The sequence below is a fragment of the Streptomyces anulatus genome (assembly GCF_000721175.1).
Classification (GTDB): domain Bacteria; phylum Actinomycetota; class Actinomycetes; order Streptomycetales; family Streptomycetaceae; genus Streptomyces; species Streptomyces anulatus_C.
Map to the genome: position 1 here is coordinate 464,501 of NZ_JOEZ01000007.1, position 25,720 is coordinate 490,220.

16 protein-coding genes and 2 pseudogenes are annotated in these 25,720 nt (G+C 71.2%); 8 read left to right on the forward strand and 10 right to left on the reverse strand.

Annotated elements, in window-relative coordinates:
- The first annotated feature begins 224 nt into the window (after nucleotides 1-224).
- From IG90_RS0110605 to IG90_RS0110620, 4 genes are all read left to right on the forward strand, one after another.
- Nucleotides 225-1,196, forward strand: coding sequence for a tetratricopeptide repeat protein (locus IG90_RS0110605; protein WP_051860070.1), 972 nt, complete (start codon nucleotides 225-227; stop codon nucleotides 1,194-1,196).
- 649 nt (nucleotides 1,197-1,845) lie between these two features.
- Nucleotides 1,846-2,496: a DUF6230 family protein gene (locus IG90_RS0110610; protein ID WP_030581056.1), complete on the forward strand. Its 651-nt coding sequence runs from the start codon at nucleotides 1,846-1,848 to the stop codon at nucleotides 2,494-2,496.
- Between the two features lie 96 nt (nucleotides 2,497-2,592).
- Nucleotides 2,593-3,138, forward strand: a complete 546-nt coding sequence (locus tag IG90_RS0110615) for a DUF6114 domain-containing protein (RefSeq protein WP_030581059.1) — start codon at nucleotides 2,593-2,595, stop codon at nucleotides 3,136-3,138.
- Entirely contained in the window at nucleotides 3,128-4,444 is a 1,317-nt protein-coding gene (locus tag IG90_RS0110620) for an ICP22 family protein (RefSeq protein WP_030581063.1), read from the forward strand. The genes IG90_RS0110615 and IG90_RS0110620 overlap by 11 nt, the downstream gene beginning before the upstream one ends.
- A 253-nt stretch (nucleotides 4,445-4,697) precedes the next feature.
- Here IG90_RS0110620 and pyk read toward each other — a convergent pair whose 3' ends face one another.
- The 3 genes from pyk to pta all read right to left on the reverse strand — a co-directional run bounded on the left by pyk (nucleotide 4,698) and on the right by pta (nucleotide 9,575).
- Complete coding sequence (gene pyk, locus IG90_RS0110625; protein WP_030581065.1) at nucleotides 4,698-6,128, reverse strand: pyruvate kinase; 1,431 nt, start codon at nucleotides 6,126-6,128, stop codon at nucleotides 4,698-4,700.
- Nucleotides 6,129-6,246: 118 nt separating this feature from the next.
- Nucleotides 6,247-7,497 carry an acetate kinase gene (locus IG90_RS0110630; RefSeq protein ID WP_033893960.1) on the reverse strand — a complete coding sequence of 417 codons (1,251 nt, stop codon included), beginning with the start codon at nucleotides 7,495-7,497 and terminating at the stop codon, nucleotides 6,247-6,249.
- Nucleotides 7,494-9,575, reverse strand: a complete 2,082-nt coding sequence (gene pta / locus IG90_RS0110635; RefSeq protein ID WP_030581071.1) for a phosphate acetyltransferase — start codon at nucleotides 9,573-9,575, stop codon at nucleotides 7,494-7,496. The genes IG90_RS0110630 and pta overlap by 4 nt, the downstream gene beginning before the upstream one ends.
- Before the next feature lie 372 nt (nucleotides 9,576-9,947).
- On the opposite strand from pta, the gene IG90_RS0110640 reads away from it, so the two are divergent.
- Nucleotides 9,948-10,973, forward strand: coding sequence for an ATP-dependent 6-phosphofructokinase (locus IG90_RS0110640; protein ID WP_030581074.1), 1,026 nt, complete (start codon nucleotides 9,948-9,950; stop codon nucleotides 10,971-10,973).
- Between the two features lie 130 nt (nucleotides 10,974-11,103).
- Here IG90_RS0110640 and IG90_RS0110645 read toward each other — a convergent pair.
- From IG90_RS0110645 to IG90_RS0110655, 3 genes and pseudogenes are all read right to left on the reverse strand, one after another.
- Nucleotides 11,104-11,757, reverse strand: a pseudogene (locus IG90_RS0110645) (helix-turn-helix domain-containing protein); the annotation flags it as partial.
- Nucleotides 11,758-11,937: 180 nt separating this feature from the next.
- Entirely contained in the window at nucleotides 11,938-12,612 is a 675-nt protein-coding gene (locus tag IG90_RS0110650; protein WP_030581080.1) for a response regulator, read from the reverse strand.
- A complete protein-coding gene (locus IG90_RS0110655; protein WP_030581083.1) occupies nucleotides 12,609-14,333 on the reverse strand; it encodes a sensor histidine kinase in 1,725 nt (574 codons plus the stop codon). The genes IG90_RS0110650 and IG90_RS0110655 overlap by 4 nt, the downstream gene beginning before the upstream one ends.
- Nucleotides 14,334-14,489: 156 nt before the next feature.
- On the opposite strand from IG90_RS0110655, the gene IG90_RS0110660 reads away from it, so the two are divergent.
- The 3 genes and pseudogenes from IG90_RS0110660 to IG90_RS0110670 all read left to right on the forward strand — a co-directional run bounded on the left by IG90_RS0110660 (nucleotide 14,490) and on the right by IG90_RS0110670 (nucleotide 17,262).
- Nucleotides 14,490-15,869 (forward strand): cation:dicarboxylate symporter family transporter, encoded by a 1,380-nt coding sequence (locus tag IG90_RS0110660; RefSeq protein ID WP_030581086.1) that lies wholly within the window; start codon nucleotides 14,490-14,492, stop codon nucleotides 15,867-15,869.
- Nucleotides 15,870-16,064: 195 nt separating this feature from the next.
- Nucleotides 16,065-16,229: pseudogene (locus IG90_RS0110665) on the forward strand (peptidase); the annotation flags it as partial.
- 139 nt (nucleotides 16,230-16,368) lie between these two features.
- On the forward strand, nucleotides 16,369-17,262 hold the full coding sequence (locus IG90_RS0110670; protein WP_030581090.1) for an NAD(P)-dependent oxidoreductase: 894 nt from the start codon (nucleotides 16,369-16,371) through the stop codon (nucleotides 17,260-17,262).
- A 78-nt stretch (nucleotides 17,263-17,340) separates the two neighbouring features.
- On the opposite strand, the gene glgB is transcribed toward IG90_RS0110670, so the two are convergent.
- The 4 genes from glgB to IG90_RS0110690 all read right to left on the reverse strand — a co-directional run bounded on the left by glgB (nucleotide 17,341) and on the right by IG90_RS0110690 (nucleotide 25,217).
- Complete coding sequence (gene glgB / locus IG90_RS0110675; RefSeq protein WP_078585250.1) at nucleotides 17,341-19,740, reverse strand: 1,4-alpha-glucan branching enzyme; 2,400 nt, start codon at nucleotides 19,738-19,740, stop codon at nucleotides 17,341-17,343.
- Nucleotides 19,741-19,856: 116 nt separating this feature from the next.
- Nucleotides 19,857-21,275: a maltokinase N-terminal cap-like domain-containing protein gene (locus tag IG90_RS0110680; RefSeq protein ID WP_030581095.1), complete on the reverse strand. Its 1,419-nt coding sequence runs from the start codon at nucleotides 21,273-21,275 to the stop codon at nucleotides 19,857-19,859.
- 220 nt (nucleotides 21,276-21,495) lie between these two features.
- Nucleotides 21,496-23,202, reverse strand: a complete 1,707-nt coding sequence (gene treS, locus IG90_RS0110685) for a maltose alpha-D-glucosyltransferase (protein ID WP_030581097.1) — start codon at nucleotides 23,200-23,202, stop codon at nucleotides 21,496-21,498.
- Nucleotides 23,199-25,217, reverse strand: a complete 2,019-nt coding sequence (locus IG90_RS0110690) for an alpha-1,4-glucan--maltose-1-phosphate maltosyltransferase (RefSeq protein WP_030581099.1) — start codon at nucleotides 25,215-25,217, stop codon at nucleotides 23,199-23,201. Before IG90_RS0110690 ends, treS begins: the two co-directional genes overlap by 4 nt.
- Nucleotides 25,218-25,720 lie beyond the last annotated feature (503 nt).

Consider the following 25,720-nt stretch of genomic DNA (forward strand, 5'->3'; position numbering starts at 1 on the left):
GGACCCGGGGCCGCACGGACCGGCCGGACGGGGATCCGGAAGGTCCACCCGGATCCTTCAGGGGCCCGGTCGGTTCCACCGAGGTATTTCCGGGCCTCGCCGGGCCTTTCGGAGGCCCGCTGCCGTCCCGGCCGCCCGCCCCCGCACGCCGGTGGGGGTCACGGGCCGGTCCGGTTCTCGCACTCGCTTTCCGGAACGGTGTGCTCAGGGGGGAGGATGTACGTATGCAGCCTAGGAACATGTCCATGAGCGGTGTTGTCGACCTCGCCGCCGTCAAGGCGGCCGGTGAGGCCAAGGCCAAGGCGGAGCAGGCCCGCGCGGAGGCCTCCCGTACCGGGGGGGCCGGCGCCGTCGCGCCCGCCGCCCTGGTGATCGACGTCGATGAAGCCGGTTTCGAGCGCGATGTCCTCCAGCGCTCCGCCGAGGTCCCCGTCGTCATCGACTTCTGGGCCGAGTGGTGCGAGCCGTGCAAGCAGCTGGGCCCTCTGCTGGAGCGCCTGGCCGTCGAGTACCACGGCCGCTTCCTGCTGGCCAAGGTCGATGTCGACGCCAACCAGATGCTGATGCAGCAGTTCGGCATCCAGGGCATTCCGGCCGTTTTCGCCGTCGTCGCCGGGCAGGCGCTCCCGCTCTTCCAGGGCGCGGCCCCCGAGGCCCAGATCCGCGAGACGCTGGACCAGCTGATCCAGGTCGGCGAGGAGCGTTTCGGGCTGACCGGGATCGTCGTCGACCCGGACGCCGCCCCGGCGGACGCGGTCCCGGCGGAGGTGCCGGCCGGCCCGTACGACGCCGTGCTGGAGGCCGCCGCTTCGGCTCTCGACGCCAACGACTTCGGCGGCGCGGTCCAGGCGTACAAGAACGTCCTCGTGGACGACCCGGGCAATCCGGAGGCCAAGCTCGGCCTGGCCCAGGCGGAGCTGCTCGGCCGCGTGCAGGGCATGGACCCGCAGGAGGTCCGCAAGGAAGCCGCGGAAAGCCCGGGCGATGTGAACGCCCAGCTCGCCGCCGCCGATCTGGATCTGGTCGGCGGTCATGTCGAGGACGCCTTCGGCCGGCTCGTGGAGGCGGTCCGCCGCACCGCGGGCGACGACCGCGACACCGCCCGGCTGCGGCTGCTGGAGCTGTTCGAGGTGATCGGCCCGGAGGACCCCAGGGTCACCGCCGCGCGCACCGCGCTGGCCCGCGTCCTGTTCTGACACCGGCCCGCCGTCCGCTCCGGACGAGCCCGATTGTTCCGATGTGACAAGACGGCCGCACTGCCTTCCGGGCAGTGCGGCCGTTTTGCCGCGTGACGCGAAAGAGGGACACGAGAAACCCTCGCTTTACCAAAACTTGACAAAGATGCGAGCTGTTACTCGCAGTAAGGCAGGGTGGCGATTCTGTCCTGTTTCCTTGGAGTTTCCCGCCATTCCCGTGTCCCTTTCGTGCCACCCTGTGTCGCCGCATGATGCCGCCCTGTCGCGCTGCGGTTATCGGGCCGCTACCAGCCAGTAACGATCCCCCTTGTGTCGCGGGCGTGAATGCACCACGATCGGCCACGCTCGGTCCCATACCTCCAGCCCGGTCTCCAGCCGGTGCCTGAGGGTCTGTTGGGTCCCCACCGAGTGGTCGGCGGCAGTGGCGCCGACCGCGGACAGGGGGGTTCCCGCCCACAGGCGGGGCCTGTCCGGCCGGCTGCGCGGAAAGCGCGGCCAGTGGTTGTCGCTCGGGGGTGAACGCCGGTGGATCGGATGCGGGACACGCCTCCGATACGGGCGCTCTCCTTCCCGAGGACGTAGCACTTCTCCCATCCCAGACGGGCACGATGCCCGGCCGGAGATGTACGTCCGAGAAGAAGGAGTAAGTATGAGTTCCCAGGTTCGCGGTGGGACGAGATGGAAGCGGTTCGCTCTGGTCATGGTGCCGAGCGTCGTCGCCACGGCGGCGGTGGGCGTCGGCCTCGCACAGGGCGCGCTCGCCGCGTCGTTCAGTGTGTCCGGGCAGAGCTTCAAGGTCAGCACCGACAAGCTGGAGGGCGACAACTTCGTCCAGTACGGCAGTGTCGCCGTCGGCAAGGACCTTGAGGGCAAGAACGCGGCGCATGCGGTCGCGGTGTCGGGCTTCAGCGACGCCACGATCACCAACATGTGCCAGTCGGTGGTCACGCCTAAGGTTCCCGGCATCGGCAATGTCAGCCTCATGCTGAACGCCGGTACGAACCCGAAGAAGCCGGTCAGAGCGACCAACCTCTACCTGGACGTCGCGCAGCTCGATGCCGACGCCGACTTCGAGAACATCGACATCGGTGTAGCGGCCGGTTCGCTGAAGAAGGAGAACAAGCCGGGGAGCATCGGCATCCAGCCGGGCACCCAGGCGAAGGAGGAAGGCTTCGCGCAGCGCGCCGACAAGGCCACGTTGACCAACGTGAAGCAGACGGCGTGGGCGACCACCGCCGGCACCTTCAAGCTCAGCGACCTGAAGCTGAGGCTGCACACGGGCGTCAAGGAGTGCTTCTAGCACTCCGGCCAGGGTGGCCGGAACATCCCCTCAGGGCTTTCCGGCCGCCCACCCTCCCCTTCTCACGGCAGTACCGGTTCCAGGGAGCTGTTTTCCATGAGCCCCGAGTCCACAGGGCAGAACGAGCACTACATCCGCGTCCTTCGGCGACGCTTCCGCGCCTGGCGGGGTCACCGGCCGTTCTGGGCCGGACTGTTCACCGTGGCCGGTGGGATTCCCATCGCCTACTTCCCGTACGCCACCATGACGCTCGGCAACATGACGCTGGCCATGTCCACCACGGCCGGCGCCGGATCCCTGATCATCGGGGTCCTGCTGGTCACGCTCGGCCTGACGATGTGGTTCCACAGCATCGTGCGGGTGTTCGCCGGTGTCGCGGCCATCCTGCTCGCGCTGATCTCCATACCCGTCGCCAACATCGGCGGCTTCGTCGTCGGATTCCTCCTCGCCCTCATCGGCGGAGCCCTGTCCATCTCCTGGGCCCCGGGCGAGGCGAAGGACGCCGGCGAGGCCCCGTTCGCCGAGCACCCGGACGAGGAGCGGCCCGAGGGCGAGCTCCACGCCGCAGCCGTGCCCCAGCAGCAGGGCGCCGGGTCCGGCCTGGCAGCCGACGCCGACGCTGGGGGGCATCGTGCGGGGTGACGACGGACAGCGGATGAACGCCTACCCCGGCGACGAACTCCGCGAGCGCAAGGGCCCCCGGCACGCGGCCCCCAGGAAGTCGCTGCTGACCAAACTCCACCTGCCCAGCGGCAAGAAGGCGCTCGCGCTGGCCGCGATGCCGACGGCGGTCTTCGTGGGCATGGGGCTGACCCCCAAGCTGGCTCTGGCCGACGACCGTTCCGACATCCCGTTCGCGCCGGGACCGTGCGTCACCCGGTCCGACGAGCCGAGCGAGAGCGAGTCGCCGGAGGCCACCCCGTCCCCGACGGCCACGGCGGAGGACGAGAAGGACAAGGGCGAGGGCGGCAAGGACGACGCCGCGACCCCGAAGCCCTCGGCGAGCGGTTCGGCCTCCGACGCGGACGAGGACCCGGCGGACGGTACGAAGCCCGACGCCGAGGACGAGTCGGCGCACTCCGCCGGGGAGAAGCCCTCCGAGGCGCCCTCCGCGACCCCGACGCCCACGGAGTCGAAGAACCCGCTCGACCCGCTCGGGCTCGGCGACGCGCTGAAGGACCTCTTCGACGGGCCGGACGACGACGCCGAGGAGCCGGCGAGCCCCTCCCCGAGTCCCACGACCGAGGCCCCGGACCCGTCCGACCAGCCGGAGGACCAGCCGGAGGACCCGGACAGGAGCGCGGCGGACAAGGCGAAGGAGGCGTCGGACAAGACGGCCGACGCCATCCGCGAGGCGGCCGAGAAGGCAGGCAAGGACGTCGAGGAGCTCGACGAGGACGTCAAGGGACTCGACCCCAGGAAGGACGAGGACATCCCGGACGGCGCCAAGCCCCGCTTCCCGTGCCCCGAGCCCGACCCGGACGCGCTCGCCGCGGCCGAACTGGAGCCCGGCATGCCGCTGCTCCCGTCCGACCCGTGGATCCTGGAGTCGACGCTGCTCACGCTGACGGGCCTGGACTACCACGGCATCGTCGAGGTGAAGAAGGCGGACGGCAGCATCAAGAAGGTGCTGAAGTTCACCGCCAGCTCCATCGACATCAAGGACCTGCACCAGATGACCGTCGGTCCGGCGGGCACGACCGGCCATGTGAAGTCGCGGCCCGGATTCACGTCGACGATCCGCGACGGCGAGGTGACGATGTACACGGAGGAGCTGAAGGGCAACCTCTTCGGTCTCATCCCGATCACCTTCAGCCCGCAGACCCCGCCGCCGCTGAACGTCCCCTACGCCTTCTTCACCAAGGTGAAGGTGACCCAGGCCGGCCAGTTCGGCGGCACGCTCACCATCCCGGGACTGAAGAACTACCTCGACGGCGGCAAGAGCTAGGGCGTGTTTCGAAAGGCGGGCTCGGCGGCGTCTGGTGCGTGCGATCGCAAGGCGGAGGGTCGCCCGGATACTGGATGTACCGGGGTGATCCCGACAACGCGGCGAGCGTGCGTGCCAGGCGTCGCCGAGCAGGCGGGACCTTCGAAACCCGCCCTAGCAGCCGCCCACCGAACCCGTCCGGGAGCCGCACGGAAGTGTGGGCCGTACTCCTCACCAGGAGTACGGCCCACGGTCATGCGGTGCGGAGTGCGGGTCAGTCCCGCTCGCCGCCGCCCAGGTGGTGGACCCGGACCATGTTGGTGGTGCCGGGGACGCCGGGGGGCGAGCCGGCGGTGATGACCATCGTGTCGCCGTCGTTGTAGCGGTTCAGCTTCAGCAGCTCCGCGTCCACGAGGTCGACCATCGCGTCGGTGTTGTCCACGTGCGGGACGACGTGGGACTCGACGCCCCAGCTCAGGGCGAGCTGGTTGCGGGTGGACTCGTCCGTGGTGAAGGCCAGGATCGGCTGGGCCGTGCGGTAGCGGGAGAGGCGGCGGGCGGTGTCGCCGGACTTGGTGAAGGCGACCAGGGCCTTGCCGTCCAGGAAGTCCGCGATCTCGCAGGCCGCGCGGGCCACCGAACCGCCCTGCGTACGGGGCTTCTTGCCGGGGACCAGCGGCTGGAGGCCCTTGGAGAGCAGTTCCTCCTCCGCCGCGACGACGATCTTCGCCATCGTCTTGACCGTCTCGATCGGGTACGCGCCGACCGAGGACTCGGCGGACAGCATGACCGCGTCCGCGCCGTCCAGGATCGCGTTGGCGACGTCGGACGCCTCGGCGCGGGTCGGGCGGGAGTTGGTGATCATCGACTCCATCATCTGGGTCGCCACGATCACCGGCTTGGCGTTGCGCCGGCACAGCTCCACCAGGCGCTTCTGCACCATCGGGACCTTCTCCAGCGGGTATTCGACGGCCAGGTCGCCACGGGCCACCATCACACCGTCGAACGCCGCGACGACGCCCTCCATGTGCTCGACGGCCTGCGGCTTCTCCACCTTGGCGATGACGGGGACCCGGCGGCCCTCCTCGTCCATCACCTTGTGGACGTCCTTGACGTCCTCGGCGTCCCGGACGAAGGAGAGGGCGACCAGGTCGCAGCCCATCCGCAGCGCGAAGCGCAGGTCCTCGACGTCCTTCCCGGACAGGGCCGGGACGTTGACCGCCGCGCCGGGCAGGTTGATGCCCTTGTGGTCGGAGATGACACCGCCCTCGATGACGATGGTCTTCACCCGGGGGCCCTCGACCGCCACGACCTTCAGCTCGACGTTGCCGTCGTTGATCAGGATCGGGTCGCCCTTGGTGACGTCGCCGGGCAGACCCTTGTAGGTCGTGCCGCAGACCGACTTGTCGCCGGGGACGTCCTCGGAGGTGATGGTGAACTCGTCCCCGCGGACCAGCTCGACCGGGCCCTCGGCGAACTTCGCCAGCCGGATCTTCGGGCCCTGGAGGTCGGCGAGCACGCCGACCGCGCGGCCGGTCTCGGCGGCCGCCTTGCGGACCCGGTCGTAACGGCCCTGGTGTTCCTCGTGGGTACCGTGACTGAAGTTGAAACGGGCCACGCTCATGCCGGCCTCGATCAGAGCGACGAGCTGCTCGTGGGAGTCGACGGCGGGACCGAGGGTGCAGACGATTTTGGAACGGCGCATGAGGCGGATCCTATCGGTTTGTTTCGCTGCGGAATATTCCGTCTGGTGGAAGATACAAAAGGGCGCGGGGGTGCTCAGTTGTCGACCCCTCCGAGCCCCGGCGAAGGGGCCGGGCGGGCTACGGCCGGCCGACGAGCGCGAACGTCTGGTCGGCGATCTCCAGCTCCTCGTCCGTCGGCACCACGGCGACCGCCACCCGCGCGTACTCCGGCGAGATCAGCCGCGGCTCTTCGGACCGTACGGCGTTGAGCGAGGCGTCCACCGCCATGCCCAGCTGCTCCAGGCCCGCGATGGCAGCTTCCCGCACCGGGGCCGCGTTCTCCCCGACCCCCGCCGTGAACGCCACCGCGTCCACCCGGCCGAGCACCGCCGTGTAGGCGCCGATGTACTTCTTCAGCCGGTGGATGTAGATGTCGAAGGCCAGTGCGGCCCGCTCGTCGCCCTCGTCGATGCGGCGCCGGATCACCCGCATGTCGTTGTCGCCGCACAGGCCGACCAGCCCGCTCCTCTTGTTCAGCAGGACGTCGATGTCGTCGGCCGACATGCCCGCCACCCGCTTCAGATGGAAGGTGACCGCCGGATCGATGTCCCCGGAGCGCGTACCCATCACGAGCCCTTCCAGAGGCGTCAGCCCCATGGAGGTGTCCACGCACCGCCCGCCCGCGACCGCCGAGGCCGACGCCCCGTTGCCGAGGTGCAGCACGATGATGTTCACCTCCTCCGGAGCCCTGCCCAGCAGCTCGGCCGTCTTCCGCGAGACGTACGCGTGCGAGGTGCCGTGGAAGCCGTAGCGGCGGATCCGGTGCGCGTCGGCGGTCTCCACGTCGATCGCGTACCGCGCGGCGGCCTCCGGCATCGTCGTGTGGAACGCCGTGTCGAAGACCGCGACCTGCGGCAGGTCGGGCCGCAGCGCCTGTGCCGTACGGATGCCGGTGATGTTCGCCGGGTTGTGCAGCGGGGCGACCGGGACGAGGCGCTCGATCTCCTTCAGCACCTCGTCGGTGATCACGGTCGGCGCGCTGAACCTCAGCCCGCCGTGCACCACCCGGTGCCCGATCGCGGCGAGTTCGGGGGAGTCGAGGCCGAGCCCGTCCGCCGCCAGCTCCTCGGCCGCCGCCTCCAGCGCCGCCGTGTGGTCGGCGATCCGGCCCGTACGCTCACGGGGCTCCGCGCCGCCGGTCAGCGGCGTGTGCACCAGGCGCGAGGTCTCCTCACCGATCCGCTCGACCAGGCCGGAGGCGAGCCGGGAACGGTCACGCATGTCGAGGAGCTGGTACTTCACCGACGAGGAGCCGGAGTTGAGGACGAGGACGCGGTGCGGTTCCACAGGGGCTGCCGTGCTTTCGTGGTCGGTGACAGGGAAGGTCATGCGGGGCGCTCCTCGCCCTGCGCCTGGATCGCCGTGATCGCCACGGTGTTCACGATGTCCTGGACGAGCGCGCCGCGCGACAGGTCGTTGACCGGCTTGCGCAGACCCTGGAGCACCGGGCCGACCGCCACCGCGCCCGCCGAGCGCTGCACGGCCTTGTAGGTGTTGTTGCCGGTGTTCAGGTCCGGGAAGATCAGCACGGTGGCCTGCCCGGCCACCTCCGACCCGGGCAGCTTCGTCGCCGCGACGGACGGCTCGACCGCCGCGTCGTACTGGATCGGCCCCTCCACCCGCAGATCGGGGCGCTCCGCCCGTACCCGCTCGGTGGCCTCACGCACCTTGTCGACGTCCGCGCCGGAGCCGGAGGTCCCGGTGGAGTACGACAGCATCGCGATCCGGGGCTCCACGCCGAAGCGGGCCGCCGTCACCGCCGACTGCACCGCGATGTCCGCGAGCTGCTCGGCGTTCGGGTCCGGGTTGACCGCGCAGTCGCCGTACACGAGGACCTTGTCGGCCAGGCACATGAAGAAGACGGACGACACGATCGAGGCGTCGGGCTTCGTCTTGATGATCTCGAACGCCGGGCGGATCGTCGCGGCGGTGGAGTGCACCGCCCCGGACACCATCCCGTCGGCGAGGCCCTCCTGCACCATCAGCGTGCCGAAGTAGTTCACGTCCGCCACCACGTCGACGGCCAGCTCCACCGTCACCCCGCGGTGCGCGCGCAGTTCGGCGTACCGCTCGGCGAAGGCCCCCCGCAGCTCCGAGGTGTGCGGATCGATCAGCTGGGTGTCAGCGAGGTCGACGCCGAGGTCGGCGGCCTTCTTGCGGATCACGTCCACATCGCCGAGCAGCGTGAGGTCGCAGACGTCCCGGCGCAGCAGTACGTCGGCGGCGCGCAGCACCCGCTCCTCGGTGCCCTCCGGCAGCACCACGCGCTTGCGGTCGGAGCGGGCCTGCTCCAGCAGCTCGTGCTCGAACATCATCGGCGTGACGCGTCCGCTGCGGGCCACCGAGATCCGCTCCAGGAGGGCGCCGGTGTCGACATGGCGCTCGAACAGGCCGAGGGCGGTCTCCGCCTTACGCGGGGTCGCCGCGTTCAACTTGCCTTCGAGGGCGAAGAGTTCAGCAGCGGTGGGGAAGGAGCCGCCGGCCACCGACACGACCGGGGTCCCCGGTGCGAGCCGGGCGGCCAGCGTGAGTATCTCCTCGCCGGGGCGCTGGTCCAGGGTCAGCAGCACGCCCGCGATGGGCGGGGTGCCCGCGCTGTGCGCGGCCAGCGAACCCACCACCAGGTCCGCCCTGTCCCCGGGGGTGACGACCAGACAGCCGGGCGTCAGCGCGTTCAGCAGGGTCGGCAGCATCGCCCCGCCGAACACGAAGTCCAGCGCGTCGCGCGCGAGCCCCGAGTCGTCGCCGAGCAGCACCGTGCCGTCCAGCGCCGCCGTGATCTGGGCGACCGTGGGGGCCGAGAGCGCCGGGTCGTCCGGCAGTACGGAGACGGGCACCGGCAGCCGGGCCGCGAGCCGCTCCGCGATCGTCGCGCGGTCCTCGGCGGCGACCCGGTTCACCACCATGGCCAGCACGTCGCAGCCGAGACCGGCGTAGGCGCGGTACGCGTTACGGGTCTCGGCGCGGACGGACTCCGCGGTCTGGCCCTTGCCGCCGACCACCGCGATCACCGACGCGCCGAACTCGTTGGCGAGGCGGGCGTTCAGCGCCAGCTCGTCGGGGAGCTGGGTGGCGGCGAAGTCGCTGCCCAGGACGAGGACCACCTCGTACTCCCGGGCCACCTGGTGGAAGCGTTCGACGAGCCGGGAGACCAGCTCGTCGGTACCCTTCTCCGCCTGCACGGCGGAGGCCTCGTGGTAGTCCAGGCCGTAGACGGTGGCCGGGCTCTGCGAGAGCCGGTAGCGGGCCCGCAGCAGCTCGTAGAGCCGGTCGGGTCCGTCATGGACGAGCGGGCGGAAGACACCGACCCGGTCCACCTGACGCGTCAGTAGTTCCATGACTCCCAGCTCGACGACCTGGCGGCCGTCCCCCCGGTCGATCCCGGTCACGTACACGCTGCGCGCCACGCGTGCTCTCCCGTCGTTGTGCGGTGCCGCGACCCGCGGTCCCTCCAGGACGTGGGGATCTCCCCGCGCTGTCCCCGGCTTTCCGCGGGGTGCGGCCATTGGCCTGCATTGCCTCTTGACGATACCTGCGGGGGTCGCTATACCGCCCGCCGGAGGTCGTCGGCCTCCGGACTCCTCCTACCCGCTTCCCCCCGGCTCGGTCGAAAGCGCGGGGTCCGTGCCGGGCGTGGGACACTCGTCCTGGTTCAGGGCACGGGGGCCGCCACGGGCCTGTCGTGTGGATCAGGGCCCGCGAGCCCGCCCTGATCCAGACGACAGGCCCTCGGTCGGCCTCCCGGAAGAGCGCGACTAACGAGCAGGAGACACACCTCGATGCGCATCGGAATTCTCACCGCGGGCGGCGACTGCCCCGGCCTGAACGCAGTGATCCGGTCGGTCGTCCACCGGGCCGTCGTGGGCCACGGCGACGAGGTCATCGGCTTCGAGGACGGTTTCAAGGGGCTGCTCGACGGCCACTTCCGCCCCCTCGACCTCAACGCGGTCAGCGGCATCCTCGCCCGCGGCGGCACCATCCTCGGCTCGGCCCGCCTGGAGCGCGACCGGCTGCGCGAGGCCGCCGAGAACTGCGAGGAGCTGGCCCGCCGTTACGACATCGACGCGCTCATCCCGATCGGCGGCGAGGGAACGCTCACCGCGGCCCGGATGCTCTCCGACGCGGGCATGCCGGTCGTCGGCGTCCCGAAGACCATCGACAACGACATCTCCGCCACCGACCGGACCTTCGGGTTCGACACGGCGGTGGGCGTCGCGACCGAGGCCATAGACCGTCTCAAGACCACCGCCGAGTCCCACCAGCGGGTGATGGTCGTCGAGGTCATGGGCCGGCACGCGGGCTGGATCGCCCTCGAGTCCGGGATGGCCGGCGGTGCCCACGGCATCTGCCTGCCCGAGCGTCCCTTCCAGGTCGACGACCTCGTCAAGATGGTCGAGGAGCGGTTCGCGCGCGGCAAGAAGTTCGCCGTCATCTGCGTCGCCGAGGGCGCGCATCCGGCCGAGGGCTCCATGCCGTACGCCAAGGGCGCGATCGACCAGTACGGCCACGAGCGCTTCCAGGGCATCGGCAACCGCCTCGCCGTCGAGCTGGAGACCCGGCTCGGCAAGGAGGCCCGGCCGGTCATTCTCGGCCATGTCCAGCGCGGCGGCACGCCGACCGCGTACGACCGGGTGCTCGCCACCCGCTTCGGCTGGAACGCCGTGGAGGCCGTGCACCGCGGCGACTTCGGCCGGATGACCGCCCTGCGCGGCAACGACATCGCCATGGTCCCGCTCGCCGACGCCGTCACCCAGCTGAAGAGGGTGCCCGTCGAGCGGATGTACGAGGCCGAGTCGGTCTTCTAGGGCGTGTTTCGCAAGCTAGGGCGTGTTTCGCAAGTAGCGCCGTCCGCCCGGAGGGCGGGCTCGGCGGCGTCTGGTGCGTGCGATCGCAAGGCGGAGGGTCGCCCCGATACTGGATGTATCGGGGTGATCCCCGGCCCGCGTCGCCCGTCGACCCGGAGCGTTCCTGGCCCGTGCTGCTCCAGCTCAGCGTGGAGACCATCAGGGCCTGGTAATCGGTGTGCAGTTGTTCCAGCACGTCCTGGATCAGCGCCCGGTCCAGCGGGACGAGCTTGGCCACCGGCCGGACGTACGCCTGCCAGCGCGTGGTGACCGCGCTGCTCAGCAGCTCCGCCAGCTCCTCGTCGCGGCCCGTCGCGGTGAGGAACTGCGCCGCCGACAGATCCAGCGCCCGGCACAGCGCCGCCGACTGCTTCTCGTTGCCCCGCCAGCGCCCCGACTCCTCCATCCGGAGGTACGAGGCGCCCGTCATCCCCAGCCGGCGGGCCAGGTCGTCCACGGTCAGATCCCGGGTCATCCGGTGCTCGCGCAGGGTGCCGGCGGCGGCCAGCAGCTCCCCGGGGGCGCACCAGAGGACGCCGGCGAGGGCGGTCAGCTCGCGTTCCCCGGGGGTCGCGAGACCGCGTTCCCAGGCGATGACGGTCTCTGCGCTGGTCCGGAGCCCGTACTGGGCGGCGAGCCCGTAGGCGACATGGCCGGGAGCCATCCCCAGTGCCTCGCGGAGACGGCGCGCGGCGGGGGCGTTGAACGGCGGGGAGGGGTGCACGGGCCCACCGTAGAAGTCCATTTCCGCCCTGGCTACGGTACGTTCCCCATAGATCACGCTTCGTAGGAACATCCAGCTGCGAACCGGGCGGGCGGTACGTCAACGCGGCCCCACCAGCGCTTTCTTTTCCTCGGCCGATAAGGCCCGCCGGAGCTGCGAAACCGACCGGCAAGCGCTTGTCGGCCGAAGCGCGGGGTACCGTCAGCGCCCCGCGGCCAGCCAGCTGTAGTGCAGCTCCGGTCGGCCGACCTGCCCATAATGCGGACGCCTCGCCGCGCTCCCGATGGCCACCAGGTGTTCCAGATATCGCCGGGCCGTGATCCGGGAGATGCCCAGCCGTCCCCCGGCGGCGGCCGCGGTCACCCCCTCCGGCGACTCCTTCAGCACCCGGGTCACCGCATCCAGCGTCGGGCCGCTGAGCCCTTTGGGCAGCGCGGCCGGATGCGCGACCCGCAGCGCGCCCAGCGCCCGGTCCACCTCCTCCTGTCCGCTCGCCTCCCCGGCGACGCCCCGGAACTCCGCGTACCGCACCAGCCGGTCCCGCAGCGTGGGATACGTGAACGGCTTCAGCACGTACTGCACGACGCCGAGCGACACCCCCTCCCGTACCACCGCGAGATCCCGGGCCGAGGTCACCGCGATCACGTCCGCCCCGTGTCCGGACGCCCGCAGCGAGCGCAGCAGCCCGAGCCCGTGCCCGTCGGGCAGATAGAGGTCGAGCAGCAGCAGGTCCACCGGCGTCCGCTCCAGCGCCCGCACCGCCGCCGCCCGGGTGTGCGCCACCGCCGTCACCGTGAACCCCTCGACCCGCTCCACGTACATCTGGTGGGCGTCTGCGGCCACCGGATCGTCCTCCACCACCAGCACCCGGATCATGCCGTGACCTCCTCGGACGTGGACGTGGACTCGGGCCGCGATCCTGCCGCCGTCCGGGCCGGGAGGGGCAGCCGTACGGTGAACCGCGCGCCGCCCTCCGGACCCGCGTCCAGCTCCACCGTGCCCCCGTTGCGGTACGCCGCCTGCCGCACCAGTGCCAGGCCGAGGCCGCGCCCCGCCCCGTGCGTCGACCAGCCGCGCCGGAACACCTCGTCCGCCGCCTCCGCGCCGATGCCCGCGCCCGTGTCCGCGACCCGCAGCAACAGCTCCCGCTCGTCCGCGAGCGCGGTCACCGTGACCCGGGCCCGCCCCGCCGGACCCCCGGGCGCACGGGGCGCGGGGACCACCCCGCAGCCGTCGCCGGCGCCACCGTCGGAGCCGTCCTCGGGGCCGTCCGAAGCCGCTTCCACCGCGTTGTCGATCAGATTGCCCAGGATCGTCACCAGGTCGCGCTGGGCCAGCGACGGCGGCAGCGCCCCGTCGTCGATCAGGCTGTCCTCCGCGAGCACCAGCTCCACACCCCGCTCGTTGGCCTGGGCCGCCTTGCCGAGCAGCAGCGCCGCCAGCACCGGCTCCTCCACCGCGCCCACCACCCGGTCGGTCAGCACCTGCGCCAGCTCCAGCTCCGCCGTCGCGAAGTCCACCGCCTCCGCCACCCGGCCCAGCTCGATCAGCGACACCACGGTGTGCAGCCGGTTCGCCGCCTCGTGGGCCTGGGAGCGCAGCGCCTGGGTGAAACCGCGCTCGGAGTCCAGCTCACCGGTCAGCGCCTGCAGCTCGGTGCGGTCCCGCAGGGTCACCACGGTGCCCCGCCGCTCACCGCCCACCACCGGACGGGTGTTGACCACGACGACCCGATCCGCCGTCAGGTGCAGCTCGTCCACGCGCGCCTCCGACGCCAGCAGCGCCCCGGTCAGCGGCGCGGGCAGGGCCAGCTCGTCGACCGTGAGGCCGACCGCCTCCGCGTCCGGCCCCAGGCCCAGCAGCTCCCGCCCGGCGTCGTTGATCAGCGCGACCCGCCGCCGCCCGTCCAGCATCAGCAGCCCCTCGCGCACCGCGTGCAGCGTGGCCTGGTGGTAGTCGTGCAGCCGGCTCAGCTCGGCGGCGTTCATCCCGTGGGTGTGCCGCCGCAGCCGGGCGTTGACCACGTACGTACCGATCCCGCCGAGGGCCAGGGCCCCGCCCGCCGCGAGGGCGAGGGCCCCGAGCTGGTCCCGTACCTGCGAGGAGACCCGGTCCACCGTGATGCCCGCGCTGACCAGGCCGACGATCCGCCCGTCGTCGCGGATCGGGGTCACCACCCGTATCGAGGGGCCCAGCGTGCCGGTGTACGTCTCGGTGAAGGTCTGCCCGCGCAGGGCCTTCGCGGTGTTCCCGAGGAAGGTGTCGCCGATCCGCGCCGTGTCCGGATGCGTCCAGCGCACCCGCTCGGTGTCCATGATCGTGACGAAGGTGATCCCGGTGTCCTCGCGCACCCGCTCCGCGTACGGCTGGAGTACGGCGGACGGGTCCGGGGTACGGATCGCCTCCCGTACGGAGGGGGAATCGGCCACCGCGAGGGCGGCCACCCGCACCTGCCGGGCGGCCGTCTCCTCGGCCTGCGCGCTGCCCGAGACGTACGCGAACACGGCGCACCCGGCCACCACCGCGGCGATGAGCACGACCTGCATGGCGAAGAGCTGGCCCGCCAGGCTGCGAGGGAGGGTGCGAGGGAGGCGCATACCCCACAGTCTGCCTGGCCCGGCCTGGTGCCTTATGGATGGCCGGAAAGCGACCGTGAACGATATGAACACAAGGGTGACCGGGGTCACAGGGCGGTGGATAGTCGCCGGAGCCCCCAGGGACGGGGGCGCCGTGACCGAGCCGAGGAGCCAGCCGTGGCAGTGGCAGCCAAACAGCGGGACCGAACCCACTATCTGTACATCGCCGTCATCGGTGCCGTCGCGCTCGGCATCCTCGTCGGATTCGTCGCCCCCGGGGTGGCCGTCGAGCTGAAGCCCATCGGGGCCGGCTTCGTGAACCTGATCAAGATGATGATCTCGCCGATCATCTTCTGCACGATCGTGCTGGGCGTCGGCTCGGTGCGCAAGGCCGCCAAGGTCGGCGCGGTCGGCGGTCTGGCCCTCGGCTACTTCCTGGTCATGTCGACCGTGGCCCTCGCCATCGGCCTGCTGGTCGGCAACGTCCTGGAGCCCGGCTCCACCCTCCACGTCACCGAGCAGGCGCGGGCCGCGGGCGAGGCGCAGGCGTCGGGCGCGAGCGAGTCCACCGTGGACTTCCTGCTCGGCATCATCCCGACCACGATCGTCTCCGCCTTCACCGAGGGCGAGGTCCTCCAGACCCTGCTCGTCGCGCTCCTCGCGGGCTTCGCGCTCCAGGCGATGGGCAGGACCGGTGAGCCGGTCATCCGCGGCATCACCCACATCCAGCGCCTCGTCTTCCGCATCCTCGCCATGATCATGTGGGTCGCCCCGGTCGGCGCGTTCGGCGCGATCGCCGCGGTGGTCGGCGAGACCGGCCTCGACGCCCTGAAGTCGCTGGCGATCATCATGATCGGTTTCTACGTCACCTGTGCGCTGTTCGTCTTCGTGGTGCTCGGCGTGATCCTGCGCCTGGTCGCCGGGGTGAACCTGTTCTCGCTGCTGAAGTACCTGGGCCGCGAGTTCCTGCTCATCCTGTCCACCTCCTCCTCCGAGTCGGCCCTGCCGCGGCTGATCGCGAAGATGGAGCACCTGGGCGTCAGCAAGCCCGTCGTCGGCATCACCGTGCCGACCGGCTACTCCTTCAACCTCGACGGCACCGCGATCTACCTCACGATGTCCTCGCTGTTCATCGCCAACGCGATGGGCGACCCGCTGAGCGCGGGCGAGCAGATCTCGCTGCTGGTCTTCATGGTCATCGCCTCGAAGGGCGCGGCGGGCGTGACCGGGGCGGGCCTGGCGACCCTGGCCGGCGGACTCCAGTCGCACCGCCCCGAACTCGTCGACGGCGTCGGCCTGATCGTCGGCATCGACCGCTTCATGAGCGAGGCCCGCGCGCTGACCAACTTCGCGGGCAACGCGGTCGCCACGGTCCTGGTCGGGCACTGGACCAAGGAGATCGACAAGGACCGGGTGAACGAGGTGCTGGCCGGCCGCGTCCCGTTCGACGAGAAGACCCTTCTCGACGACGGCCACGGCCCCGCCGGAGACCCGGCAGGCTCCGGAGAGGTCCCCGAGCAGCGGGACACCGCCCCCGAGCAACCCGCCAGGGTCTGACCGGCCGGAGACCCCGCAACCGAGCCGCTGCGGCACCCCCCACACGAGGACACCCGTATCTCCCCGGTACGGGTGTCCTCGCGTCGCTCCCGCGTCACGCACCGGCCGCCCGCTGCAACCCTCCCTGCTCCGCAAGGGTCTTGAGAAGTGAAGGACCGCAGTCCGCCCCACGAGCCCCACGACCGAAGGACCTCCATGCGCTTCACCCCTTCCCGCCGCCGGACCCTCCGCGGCGGGACCGCCGCCATAGCCGCCACCGCGCTGGTGGCGCTGGGCGCCGCGCCGGCGCTCGCCGCCGGACCGGAGCCGGATCTCGGCGTCGGAACGATCGCACCGATCAAGGGGGTTCAGGCCGGAACGGACCCCGGACCTGACGAGGCGAGGGGGAACGGATCCTGACCAGGCGGAACGCCCTGAGCTGGATCCTTTCCCGAAAGTGCGTATCTGACCGTCAAGTGGGTTCTGGGCAGGTCCCGTCCGCCCGTCCAGCATGGTCCCCATGACGCAAGCGAACACGACCACCGAACCCACCCCCGTCACCGTCCTCGGCCTCGGCGACATGGGCCGCGCGCTGGCCGGCGCCTTCCTGTCCGCCGGTCACCCCACCACGATCTGGAACCGTTCCCCCGGAAAGGGCGAGGACCTTGTGGCCCGGGGCGCGGTGCGGGCCGCGTCCGCCGAGGAGGCCGTACGGGCGAGCGGACTCGTGGTCGTCTGCCTCGTCGACTACGACGCCTCCGACGCGGTACTCGAACCGCTGGCCGAAGCGCTGCGGGGACGGGTCCTGGTCAACCTCACCTCGGACACCCCGAACCGTTCGCGGCAGGCCGCCGCCTGGGCCGAGAAGCACTCCCTGTCCTACCTCGACGGGGCGATCATGGTGCCGGTCGACGTGGTCGGCTCGGCGGACGCGCTGATCTTCCACTCCGGCGACCGGGCCGCCTTCGAGGCACACGAGTCCACCCTCAAGGCGCTCGGCGAGCCTGCAACCTTCCTCGGCGAGGACCACGGGCTGGCCGCCGCCTACGACATGGCGATGCTGGACTTCTTCTACGGAGCCATGGGCGGCCTCGTCCACGCCTTCGCGCTGGCCCGCGCGGAGGGCGTCGACGGTGCGTCGCTGGCCCCGTACCTCAACACGATCGCGGGCATCCTGCCGCCGATCGCCGCGTACACGGCGACCGACATCGACACCCGTACGTACACGGGCGAGGGCGCGAACCTCGCCATGATGGCGGCCAGTGTCGACCACATCCTGCACACGGCGAAGGACCGCGGTCTGGACGTCTCGCAGCTCACCGCGCTCAAGGGCATCGCCGACCGCGCGATCGCCGAGGGCCACGGCCCCGAGTCCTGGTCGAGCATCGTCGAGGTGATGGCCGCCGATCGCTGACCCGCCACAACGGGGGAGGGGCCCGCACCACGTCGTCATCGACGCGGTACGGGCCCCGGGGCGTTCACACCGGGCGGGCTACGCCGGGCGGAACCACACCGTCGCCAGCGGCGGCAGCGTCAGCGAGATGCTGGACGGGCGGCCGTGCGCGGGCACCGCCTCCGCCTTCAGCGGCTCCTCGTTGCGCACGTCGCCGCCGCCGTACCGGGCCGCGTCGGTGTTCAGGACCTCGACCCAGCCCTCCGCGCCGGTCTCCGGCACCCCGAGGCGGTAGTCGTGCCGCACCGCCGGCGAGAAGTGCGAGACCGCGAGCAGCGGGGAGCCGTCGGCGTCGTACCGCAGGAACGCGAACACGTTGTCCTCGGCCGCCCCGCCGTCCACCCAGCTGAACCCCTCCGGCACGGTGTCGCGCTGCCACAGCGCGGGCACCGCCCCGTACACCGCGTTCAGGTCGCCGACCAGGGTCCGCACCCCGCGGTGGTCGCCGGACGCCTCGTAGGAGGGGTCCAGCAGCCACCAGTCCGGGCCGTGCCCCTCGGACCACTCCGCGCCCTGGGCGAACTCCTGTCCCATGAAGAGGAGTTGCTTGCCGGGGTGGGCCCACATGAAGCCCAGATAGGCGCGGTGGTTGGCGCGCTGCTGCCACCAGTCGCCGGGCATCTTCGCCACCAGAGCCTGCTTGCCGTGCACCACCTCGTCGTGCGAGATGGGCAGCACGTAGTTCTCGCTGTACGCGTACACCATCGAGAACGTCATCTCGTCGTGGTGGTACTTGCGGTGGATCGGATCCTTCGCCACGTACTGCAGCGAGTCGTGCATCCAGCCCATGTTCCACTTCAGCCCGAAACCCAGGCCCCCGCCATCGGTGGGCCGGGTGACGCCGTCCCAGGCGGTGGACTCCTCGGCGATGGTGACGACACCGGGGTTGCGGCGGTAGACGGTCGCGTTCATCTCCTGGAGGAAGGCGACCGCGTCCCAGTTCTCCCGCCCGCCCTGGTCGTTGGGCGACCACTGGCCGTCCTCACGGGAGTAGTCGAGGTAGAGCATCGAGGCCACCGCGTCGACCCGCAGCCCGTCGATGTGGAACTCCTCGCACCAGTACGTGGCGTTGGCGACCAGGAAGTTGCGTACCTCCGTGCGGCCGTAGTCGAACTCCAGCGTCCCCCAGTCCGGGTGCGCCGCGCGCTGCGGGTCGGAGTGCTCGTACAGCGGCCGTCCGTCGAACTCGGCCAGCGCCCAGTCGTCGCGCGGGAAATGAGCCGGAACCCAGTCCATGATCACGCCGATGCCCGCCCGGTGCAGGGCGTCCACCAGGAAACGGAAGTCGTCCGGGGTGCCCATCCGCGAGGTCGGCGCGTAGAAGCCGGTGACCTGATAGCCCCAGGAGCCGCCGAAGGGGTGCTCGGAGACCGGCATCAGCTCCACGTGCGTGAAGCCCAGGTCCTTGACGTACGCCGGAAGCTGCGCAGCCAACTGGCGATACGTCAGTCCCGGCCGCCACGAGCCGAGATGGACCTCGTACACGGAGAACGGCGCCTCGTGGACCGGCCGGTCGCCCCGGTGCGCCATCCAGTCCGCGTCCTGCCACTGGTGGTGCGACGCGGTGACGATCGAGGCGGTCGCGGGCGGCACCTCCGTACGCCGGGCCATCGGGTCGGCCCGCACGGTGTGCGAGCCGTCCGGGCGGCAGATGTCGTACTTGTACAGCGCGCCCTCGCCGACCCCGGGCAGGAACAGCTCCCACACCCCGGTCGAGCCGAGTGAACGCATCGGGAAGCCGGTGCCGTCCCAGTAGTTGAAGTCGCCGGCGATCCGCACGCCGCGCGCGTTCGGCGCCCAGAGGGTGAACCGCGTCCCGGCCACCCCCTGGTGCTCCATCGGCTCCGCGCCGAGCGCCCGCCACAGCTCCTCGTGGCGGCCCTCGCCGATCAGATGCAGATCGAGTTCGCCGATAGCGGGCCAGAAGCGGTACGGGTCGTCCACCTCGATGGTGTTGTCGTCGTACGCCACTTCGAGCCGGTAGGCGGGCACTCCCGGCACCGGCAGCACACCGGAGAAGAAGCCGTCGCCGTCGTCGTGCAGCGCGGCCCGCAGCCCGGTCGCCAGCACCGTGACGGACCGCGCGAACGGCCGCAGCGCCCGGACGAGCACCCCGCCGGGGATCGGGTGCGCGCCGAGCACGTCGTGCGGCGCGTGGTGGTCGCCGGCCAGCAGCCGGCCGCGGTCCGCGCCGTCCAGGGCCGGTGCGGGACGCGCGCCCTGGCCGTCGCCGGCCCGCCGGGGGCGCGGCGGGACCGCGCCCGTCCGCTCGGTCCGGGCGCGCTTGGCGTGCGCGGCCTCGGTGGTGGGCGCGGCGGGCGCGGGAGCCCCGCCGGCGGCGGCTTCGACGACGGCTTCGGCGGGAGCCTCGGCGGGGACCTCGACCGGCACTTCGGCGGACTTGCGGGATGCCTTGCGGGATGGCTTGCGGGCGGTCACAGGGACTGCCTCCTCGGAGGGTGTAAGGGGGAGGAGCACGGGCGGAGGGGAGCCATACGGTCAAGCGGCGCGGGCGGTGGAGAGGGGGAGCGGGGAGAGGGTGGGAGCGGCCCGGATCAGGCCGCGGCGGACTGGGCCAGCCGTTGGATGGCCGCCATCGGAACCGGCAGCCAGTCGGGGCGGTGCCGCGCCTCGTACAGCACCTCGTACACGGCCTTGTCGGTCTCGTGGGCGCGCAGCAGCTCCGGTTCGCCGCGCGGGTCGCTGCCCGACGCCTGCGCGTAGCCCTCGCAGTAGGCGGCACGGCAGCGGGCCGCCCACTTCGGGTTCCACGGTCGGTGCGAGCGGGCCGCGTAGTCGAAGGAGCGCAGCATGCCCGCCACGTCGCGCACCGGAGGCGCGGGCCTGCGGCGCTCGGGCAGGGGCCGGGCCGGTTCGCCCTCGAAGTCGATCAGTGACCAGAAACCGTCGGCGGAGCGCAGGGTCTGCCCGAGGTGGAGATCACCGTGCACCCGCTGCTGGGCCCAGCCGCTGCCCCGCACCCCGAGGTCCGTCACCGCGTCGAACGCGGCACGCAGTCCGGGGACGTACGGCACGAGCGCCGGGACCGCATGGGCGGCGGCCTCCAGCCGCTGGGTCATCTGGGAGACGAGCTGCCGGGTCTGGGTGCCGCGCAGCGCCGGGGTCGGCAGCGCGACGGCGAGCGCGGTGTGCACCTCGGCGGTGGCCCGGCCCAGCGCCCGCGCCTCCGGCAGGAAGTCACGGCCAGCGGCGAGCGCGGCCAGCGCGAGCTGCCAGCCGTCACGCGCACCGTGCAGGAAGGGCTGGAGGACGCCGAGGGTGAGCGGCTCGGGTCCCGGCGCCTCGAACCAGGCGACCGGGGCAGGCACCCGCGCGCACCCCTCGCCGGCGAGCGCGAGGGGCAGCTCCAGGTCGGGGTTGGTGCCCGGGAAGACGCGCCGGAAGATCTTGAGGATGAACGCGTCCCCGTAGACGAGCGAGGAGTTGGACTGTTCGGCGTCCAGCACCCGGGGCACCAGACCGGCCGGGATCGCGGCGGTCCGCTGGAAGCGCAGCGAGCCGAGGATCCCGGGGTGGCGGAAGCGTTCCAGCAGCAGATCGGCCAGCCGCGGGTCGTGCAGGGCGTCGTAGACGGTCCGTCCGGCGAGCGGGCCCCGCTCCACCCGGCCGATCAATGCGCCCGCGAGCAGCGGCGGCAGTGACGTTCTTGCGCCGAGGAGGAGCTGGTAGCAGTCCTCGGCCGGGCGGGCCTGGGAGGGCTGCTCGACCCGCAGCAGCAGGTGCAGGAGCCCCGGGCCCGCCGTGCCGTCCAGCGGCAGCATCTCCGTGGCGGAGACCAGGGAGAAGCCGCTGACCGGCCGGCCTTTGCCGGCGAACCACCGCTGCCGGGGCAGCCACGCGTGGAGCAGCGGGGCGAGGGACGGGAGCAGGGCCCCGTCCGGCGTGCTGCTGAGTGTTGCGCTGTTCCTCGTGCTCTTCGCCAGGGCGACGTGAGTGGATGCAGCCTCCGACATGGCATCGCGTCCTTTCCCCGGGCACACCACAGGATGCGAAGAGTGTCCCGGATTACGGCAATGGCTGTCCGGCTGTGCGGGACGTGTCGGGAGAGGAGGGTCCGTACGGACTCGAACGGCGGAACCGTGAAGCCTCGATCGGTGCGCCGCGAAGGCCCGATGAGGGTCAGAGTGCCCCGTGCGGGACGGTGGAAACCGCCCCGCACAGGGAGGTGGGGCATCAGGCCGGCGGCGCGTCCTTGCGCAGCCGGAACCAGTAGAAGCCGTGTCCCGCGAGGGTCAGCAGGTAGGGCCACTGGCCGATGGCCGGGAAGCGTACCCCGCCGATCAGTTCCACCGGATGACGTCCGTTGAACGATCGCAGGTCCAGCTCCGTCGGCTGCGCGAACCGCGAGAAGTTGTGCACGCACAGGACGAGGTCGTCCTTGTACTCGCGGGTGAACGCCAGCACCGCCGGGTTGGAGGAGGGCAGTTCGGTGTACTCGCCGAGACCGAAGGCCGGATTCTGCTTACGGATCTCGATCATCCGGCGGGTCCAGTGCAGCAGCGAGGACGGCGAGGCCATCGACGCCTCGACGTTGGTGACCTGGTAGCCGTAGACCGGGTCCATGATCGTGGGGAGGTAGAGCCGCCCCGGATCGCTGGAGGAGAAGCCGGCGTTGCGGTCGGGCGTCCACTGCATCGGGGTGCGCACCGCGTCCCGGTCGCCCAGCCAGATGTTGTCGCCCATCCCGATCTCGTCCCCGTAGTAGAGGATCGGGGAGCCGGGCAGCGACAGCAGCAGCGCGGTGAACAGCTCGATCTGGTTGCGGTCGTTGTCCAGCAGCGGGGCCAGGCGCCGCCGGATGCCGATGTTGGCGCGCATCCGCGGGTCCTTGGCGTACTCCGCGTACATGTAGTCGCGCTCTTCGTCCGTGACCATTTCGAGCGTGAGCTCGTCGTGGTTGCGCAGGAAGATGCCCCACTGGCAGTTCTTCGGGATGGCCGGGGTCTTGGCCAGGATCTCGGAGACCGGGTAGCGGCTCTCGCGGCGCACCGCCATGAAGATCCGCGGCATCACGGGGAAGTGGAACGCCATGTGGCACTCGTCGCCGCCCTGCTCGTAGTCGCCGAAGTAGTCGACGACGTCCTCCGGCCACTGGTTGGCCTCGGCGAGGAGCACGGTGTCCGGGTAGTTGGCGTCGATCTCCTTGCGGACCCGCTTGAGGAAGTGGTGGGTCTCGGGGAGGTTCTCGCAGTTGGTGCCCTCGCGCTGGTAGAGGTAGGGCACCGCGTCGACCCGGAAGCCGTCGATGCCCAGGTCCAGCCAGAACCGCAGGGCCGCGAGGATCTCCTCCTGCACCGCCGGGTTCTCGTAGTTGAGGTCCGGCTGGTGCGAGAAGAAGCGGTGCCAGTAGTACTGCTTGCGCACCGGGTCGAACGTCCAGTTGGACGTCTCGGTGTCGACGAAGATGATCCGGGCGTCCTGGAACTGCTTGTCGTCGTCCGCCCAGACGTAGTAGTCGCCGTACGGCCCTTCCGGGTCGGTGCGGGACTGCTGGAACCACTCGTGCTGATCGCTCGTGTGGTTCATGACGAAGTCGATGATGACGCGCATGCCCCGCTGGTGCGAGGCGTCCACGAACTCCACGAAGTCGGCGAGGTCGCCGAACTCCGGCAGGACGGCGGTGTAGTCGGAGACGTCGTAGCCGCCGTCGCGCAGCGGCGACTTGAAGAACGGCGGCAGCCAGAGGCAGTCGACGCCGAGCCACTGGAGGTAGTCCAGCTTGGCGGTGATGCCCTTGAGGTCTCCGATTCCGTCGCCGTTGGAGTCCTGGAAGGACCGGACGAGCACCTCGTAGAAGACGGCGCGCTTGAACCAGTCGGGATCGCGGTCCTTGGCGGGAGTGTCCTCGAACGTGTCGTGGACAGGCTCATTGACGATCATGGTGTGGGTGACCCTCCGGTCGGCGGGGACGGTCGCAGGACGGCGATGTGCGCGGGCGTGATGCCCGGCTCCAGGCGCACGTAGAAGGCCCTGCCCCAGTGGTAGGTATCGCCGGTGAGCTCGTCGCGCACCGGTACGCGCTCGTGCCATGAGAGGCCGAGTCGCTCCATGTCCAACGAGACCGTGGCCTCCTGGGTGTGGTGCGGGTCGAGGTTCACGACCACCAGAACGGTGTTCGCTCCGGAGCGCTTGCTGTAGGCGATCAGCGCTTCGTTGTCGGTGTGGTGGAAGTGGACGTCGCGCAGCTGCCGCAGAGCGGGGTTACGCCGGCGGATCCGGTTCAGCGAGGTGATCAGGGGCGTCAGCGTGCGGCCTTCGCGTTCCGCCGAATCCCAGTCCCTCGGGCGCAGTTCGTACTTCTCCGAGTGCAGGTACTCCTCGCTCCCCGGCTTGGCCGGAGTGTTCTCGCACAGCTCGAATCCCGCGTACACGCCCCAGGACGGGGCGAGTGTCGCGGCCAGGACCGCCCGTGCCTCGAAGGCAGGGCGGCCGCCCTCCTGGAGGTAGCCGGGAAGGATGTCGGGGGTGTTCACGAAGAAGTTGGGCCGCATGTACGAGGCGGCGTCGCCGGACAGCTCCGTGACGTACTCCGTCAGCTCCTGCTTGGTGTTGCGCCAGGTGAAGTACGTGTACGACTGCTGGAAGCCGACCGCGCCCAGGGTGTGCATCATCGCCGGGCGGGTGAACGCCTCCGCCAGGAAGATGACGTCGGGGTCGGTGCCGTTGATCTCGGCGATGACCTTCTCCCAGAAGACCACCGGCTTGGTGTGCGGGTTGTCGACCCGGAAGATGCGCACGCCGTGGTCCATCCAGAGGCGCAGGATCCGTGAGGTCTCCGCCACCAGACCGCGCATGTCCTTGTCGAAGGCGATCGGATAGATGTCCTGGTACTTCTTCGGCGGGTTCTCGGCGTACGCGATCGAACCGTCGGGGCGGTGGTGGAACCAGTCCGGGTGCTCCTTGACCCACGGGTGGTCCGGCGAGCACTGGAGCGCGAAGTCCAGCGCGATCTCCATCCGCAGATTGCGGGCCACGGAGACGAAGTGGTCGAAGTCCTCCAGCGTGCCCAGCTCCGGGTGGACCGCGTCGTGTCCGCCGTCCGGCGAGCCGATCGCCCATGGCACGCCCGGGTCGTGCTTCCCGGGCGTCAGACTGTTGTCCGGGCCCTTGCGGTGGGTGGTCCCGATCGGGTGGATCGGGGGCAGGTACACGACGTCGAACCCCATGGCGGCGACCGCGGGCAGCCGCTCGGCGGCCGTCCGGAAGGTGCCGCTGACCAGCCGGGTCTCCGCGTCCGGCGAGGTGTCGGCAGGGTCCACCGGCTCCCGCCGCGCCCCCTCCGAGCGCGGGAAGAGCTCGTACCACGACCCGAACAGCGCCCGCTCGCGCTCCACGCGCACCGCCAGCGGCTTGGAGCGGGTGACCAGTTCGCGCAGCGGATACCGGGCCAGGACCGCGTCGGCGGCCGGAGTCAGGGCGGCGGCCAGCCGGGCGGCCGGCGGATGGGCGGTGTCGCGCAGCGCGTCCACCGCGGCCAGCACCGCCTCCCGGCCGTGCTTCTTCGGGACGCCCGCGGCGGCCCGCTCCAGCAGCGCCGCGCCCTCCGTCAGTACCAGGTCGGTGTCGATGCCCGCCGGGATCTTGATCGCGGCGTGGCGCCGCCAGGTGGTGACCGGATCGCTCCAGGCCTCCACCGTGTACGTCCAGCGGCCCTCGGAGTCCGGGGTGACCTCCGCGCCCCACCGGTCCGTTCCCTGCGCCAGCTCGCGCATCGGGGTCCACGGCCCGACCCGTCCGCTCGGATCGCGCAGGACGACGTTGGCGGCCACCGCGTCGTGGCCTTCGCGGAAGACGGTGGCGGTGACCTGGAAGGTCTCACCGGCGACGGCCTTCGCCGCCCGTCTGCCGCAGTCGACGAGAGGACGGACGTCCAGGACGGGAATACGACCGATCATGGAATCACCTGAGGGCTGGAGGAGCTCGGCGTGCACGGGGGACGGCACGGGCGCGGAGGACCGACCGCGTGTGCCGCGAAGACGGGGATCTGTCCTTTGTAGCTGCTCAGCTGTCTGCTGACGGGCTGTGGGCATGGCCGCTCCTGTCCGCGTTCACTCGAATGGCACTCGAATGGGTGGGTCGCGGGGGTTTCGTGCATGTTTCGGGATGCACGGAGAACGTCTGCGGGCCGGGTCGTGCGGGGTTGTTCCGCGTACCGGGAAAGCCTTCCCCGCGTCCGCGGGTGGGAAATCCGGCGCTGCGTCGACTACTCGGTGGTAGCCGACCGCTCGGGCCCCGCCGCACGCGACGCGCACGCCCCCGGTGGGCGGGGGGAGTCCGAAGCGCCCCCACGGGTTCCGGATACCCGTTCTGTGGCGCCACACGGCAGCCTTCCCTGTGGCAGGGAGGTCCACAAGGCTGCGTACGGGGGGAAATCGGCCAAACCCCCAGGTGAGCGGAG

What these genes read in the sequence shown, in the direction of transcription:
- IG90_RS0110605 (WP_051860070.1), top strand. Translation starts at nt 225, where the DNA reads ATGCAGCCTAGGAACATGTCCATGAGCGGTGTTGTCGACCTCGCCGCC.
- IG90_RS0110610 (WP_030581056.1), top strand. Translation starts at nt 1,846, where the DNA reads ATGAGTTCCCAGGTTCGCGGTGGGACGAGATGGAAGCGGTTCGCTCTG.
- IG90_RS0110615 (WP_030581059.1), top strand. Translation starts at nt 2,593, where the DNA reads ATGAGCCCCGAGTCCACAGGGCAGAACGAGCACTACATCCGCGTCCTT.
- pyk (WP_030581065.1), bottom strand. Translation starts at nt 6,128, where the DNA reads ATGCGCCGTTCCAAAATCGTCTGCACCCTCGGTCCCGCCGTCGACTCC.
- IG90_RS0110630 (WP_033893960.1), bottom strand. Translation starts at nt 7,497, where the DNA reads ATGACCTTCCCTGTCACCGACCACGAAAGCACGGCAGCCCCTGTGGAA.
- IG90_RS0110640 (WP_030581074.1), top strand. Translation starts at nt 9,948, where the DNA reads ATGCGCATCGGAATTCTCACCGCGGGCGGCGACTGCCCCGGCCTGAAC.
- IG90_RS0110650 (WP_030581080.1), bottom strand. Translation starts at nt 12,612, where the DNA reads ATGATCCGGGTGCTGGTGGTGGAGGACGATCCGGTGGCCGCAGACGCC.
- IG90_RS0110655 (WP_030581083.1), bottom strand. Translation starts at nt 14,333, where the DNA reads ATGCGCCTCCCTCGCACCCTCCCTCGCAGCCTGGCGGGCCAGCTCTTC.
- IG90_RS0110670 (WP_030581090.1), top strand. Translation starts at nt 16,369, where the DNA reads ATGACGCAAGCGAACACGACCACCGAACCCACCCCCGTCACCGTCCTC.
- IG90_RS0110680 (WP_030581095.1), bottom strand. Translation starts at nt 21,275, where the DNA reads ATGTCGGAGGCTGCATCCACTCACGTCGCCCTGGCGAAGAGCACGAGG.
- treS (WP_030581097.1), bottom strand. Translation starts at nt 23,202, where the DNA reads ATGATCGTCAATGAGCCTGTCCACGACACGTTCGAGGACACTCCCGCC.
- IG90_RS0110690 (WP_030581099.1), bottom strand. Translation starts at nt 25,217, where the DNA reads ATGATCGGTCGTATTCCCGTCCTGGACGTCCGTCCTCTCGTCGACTGC.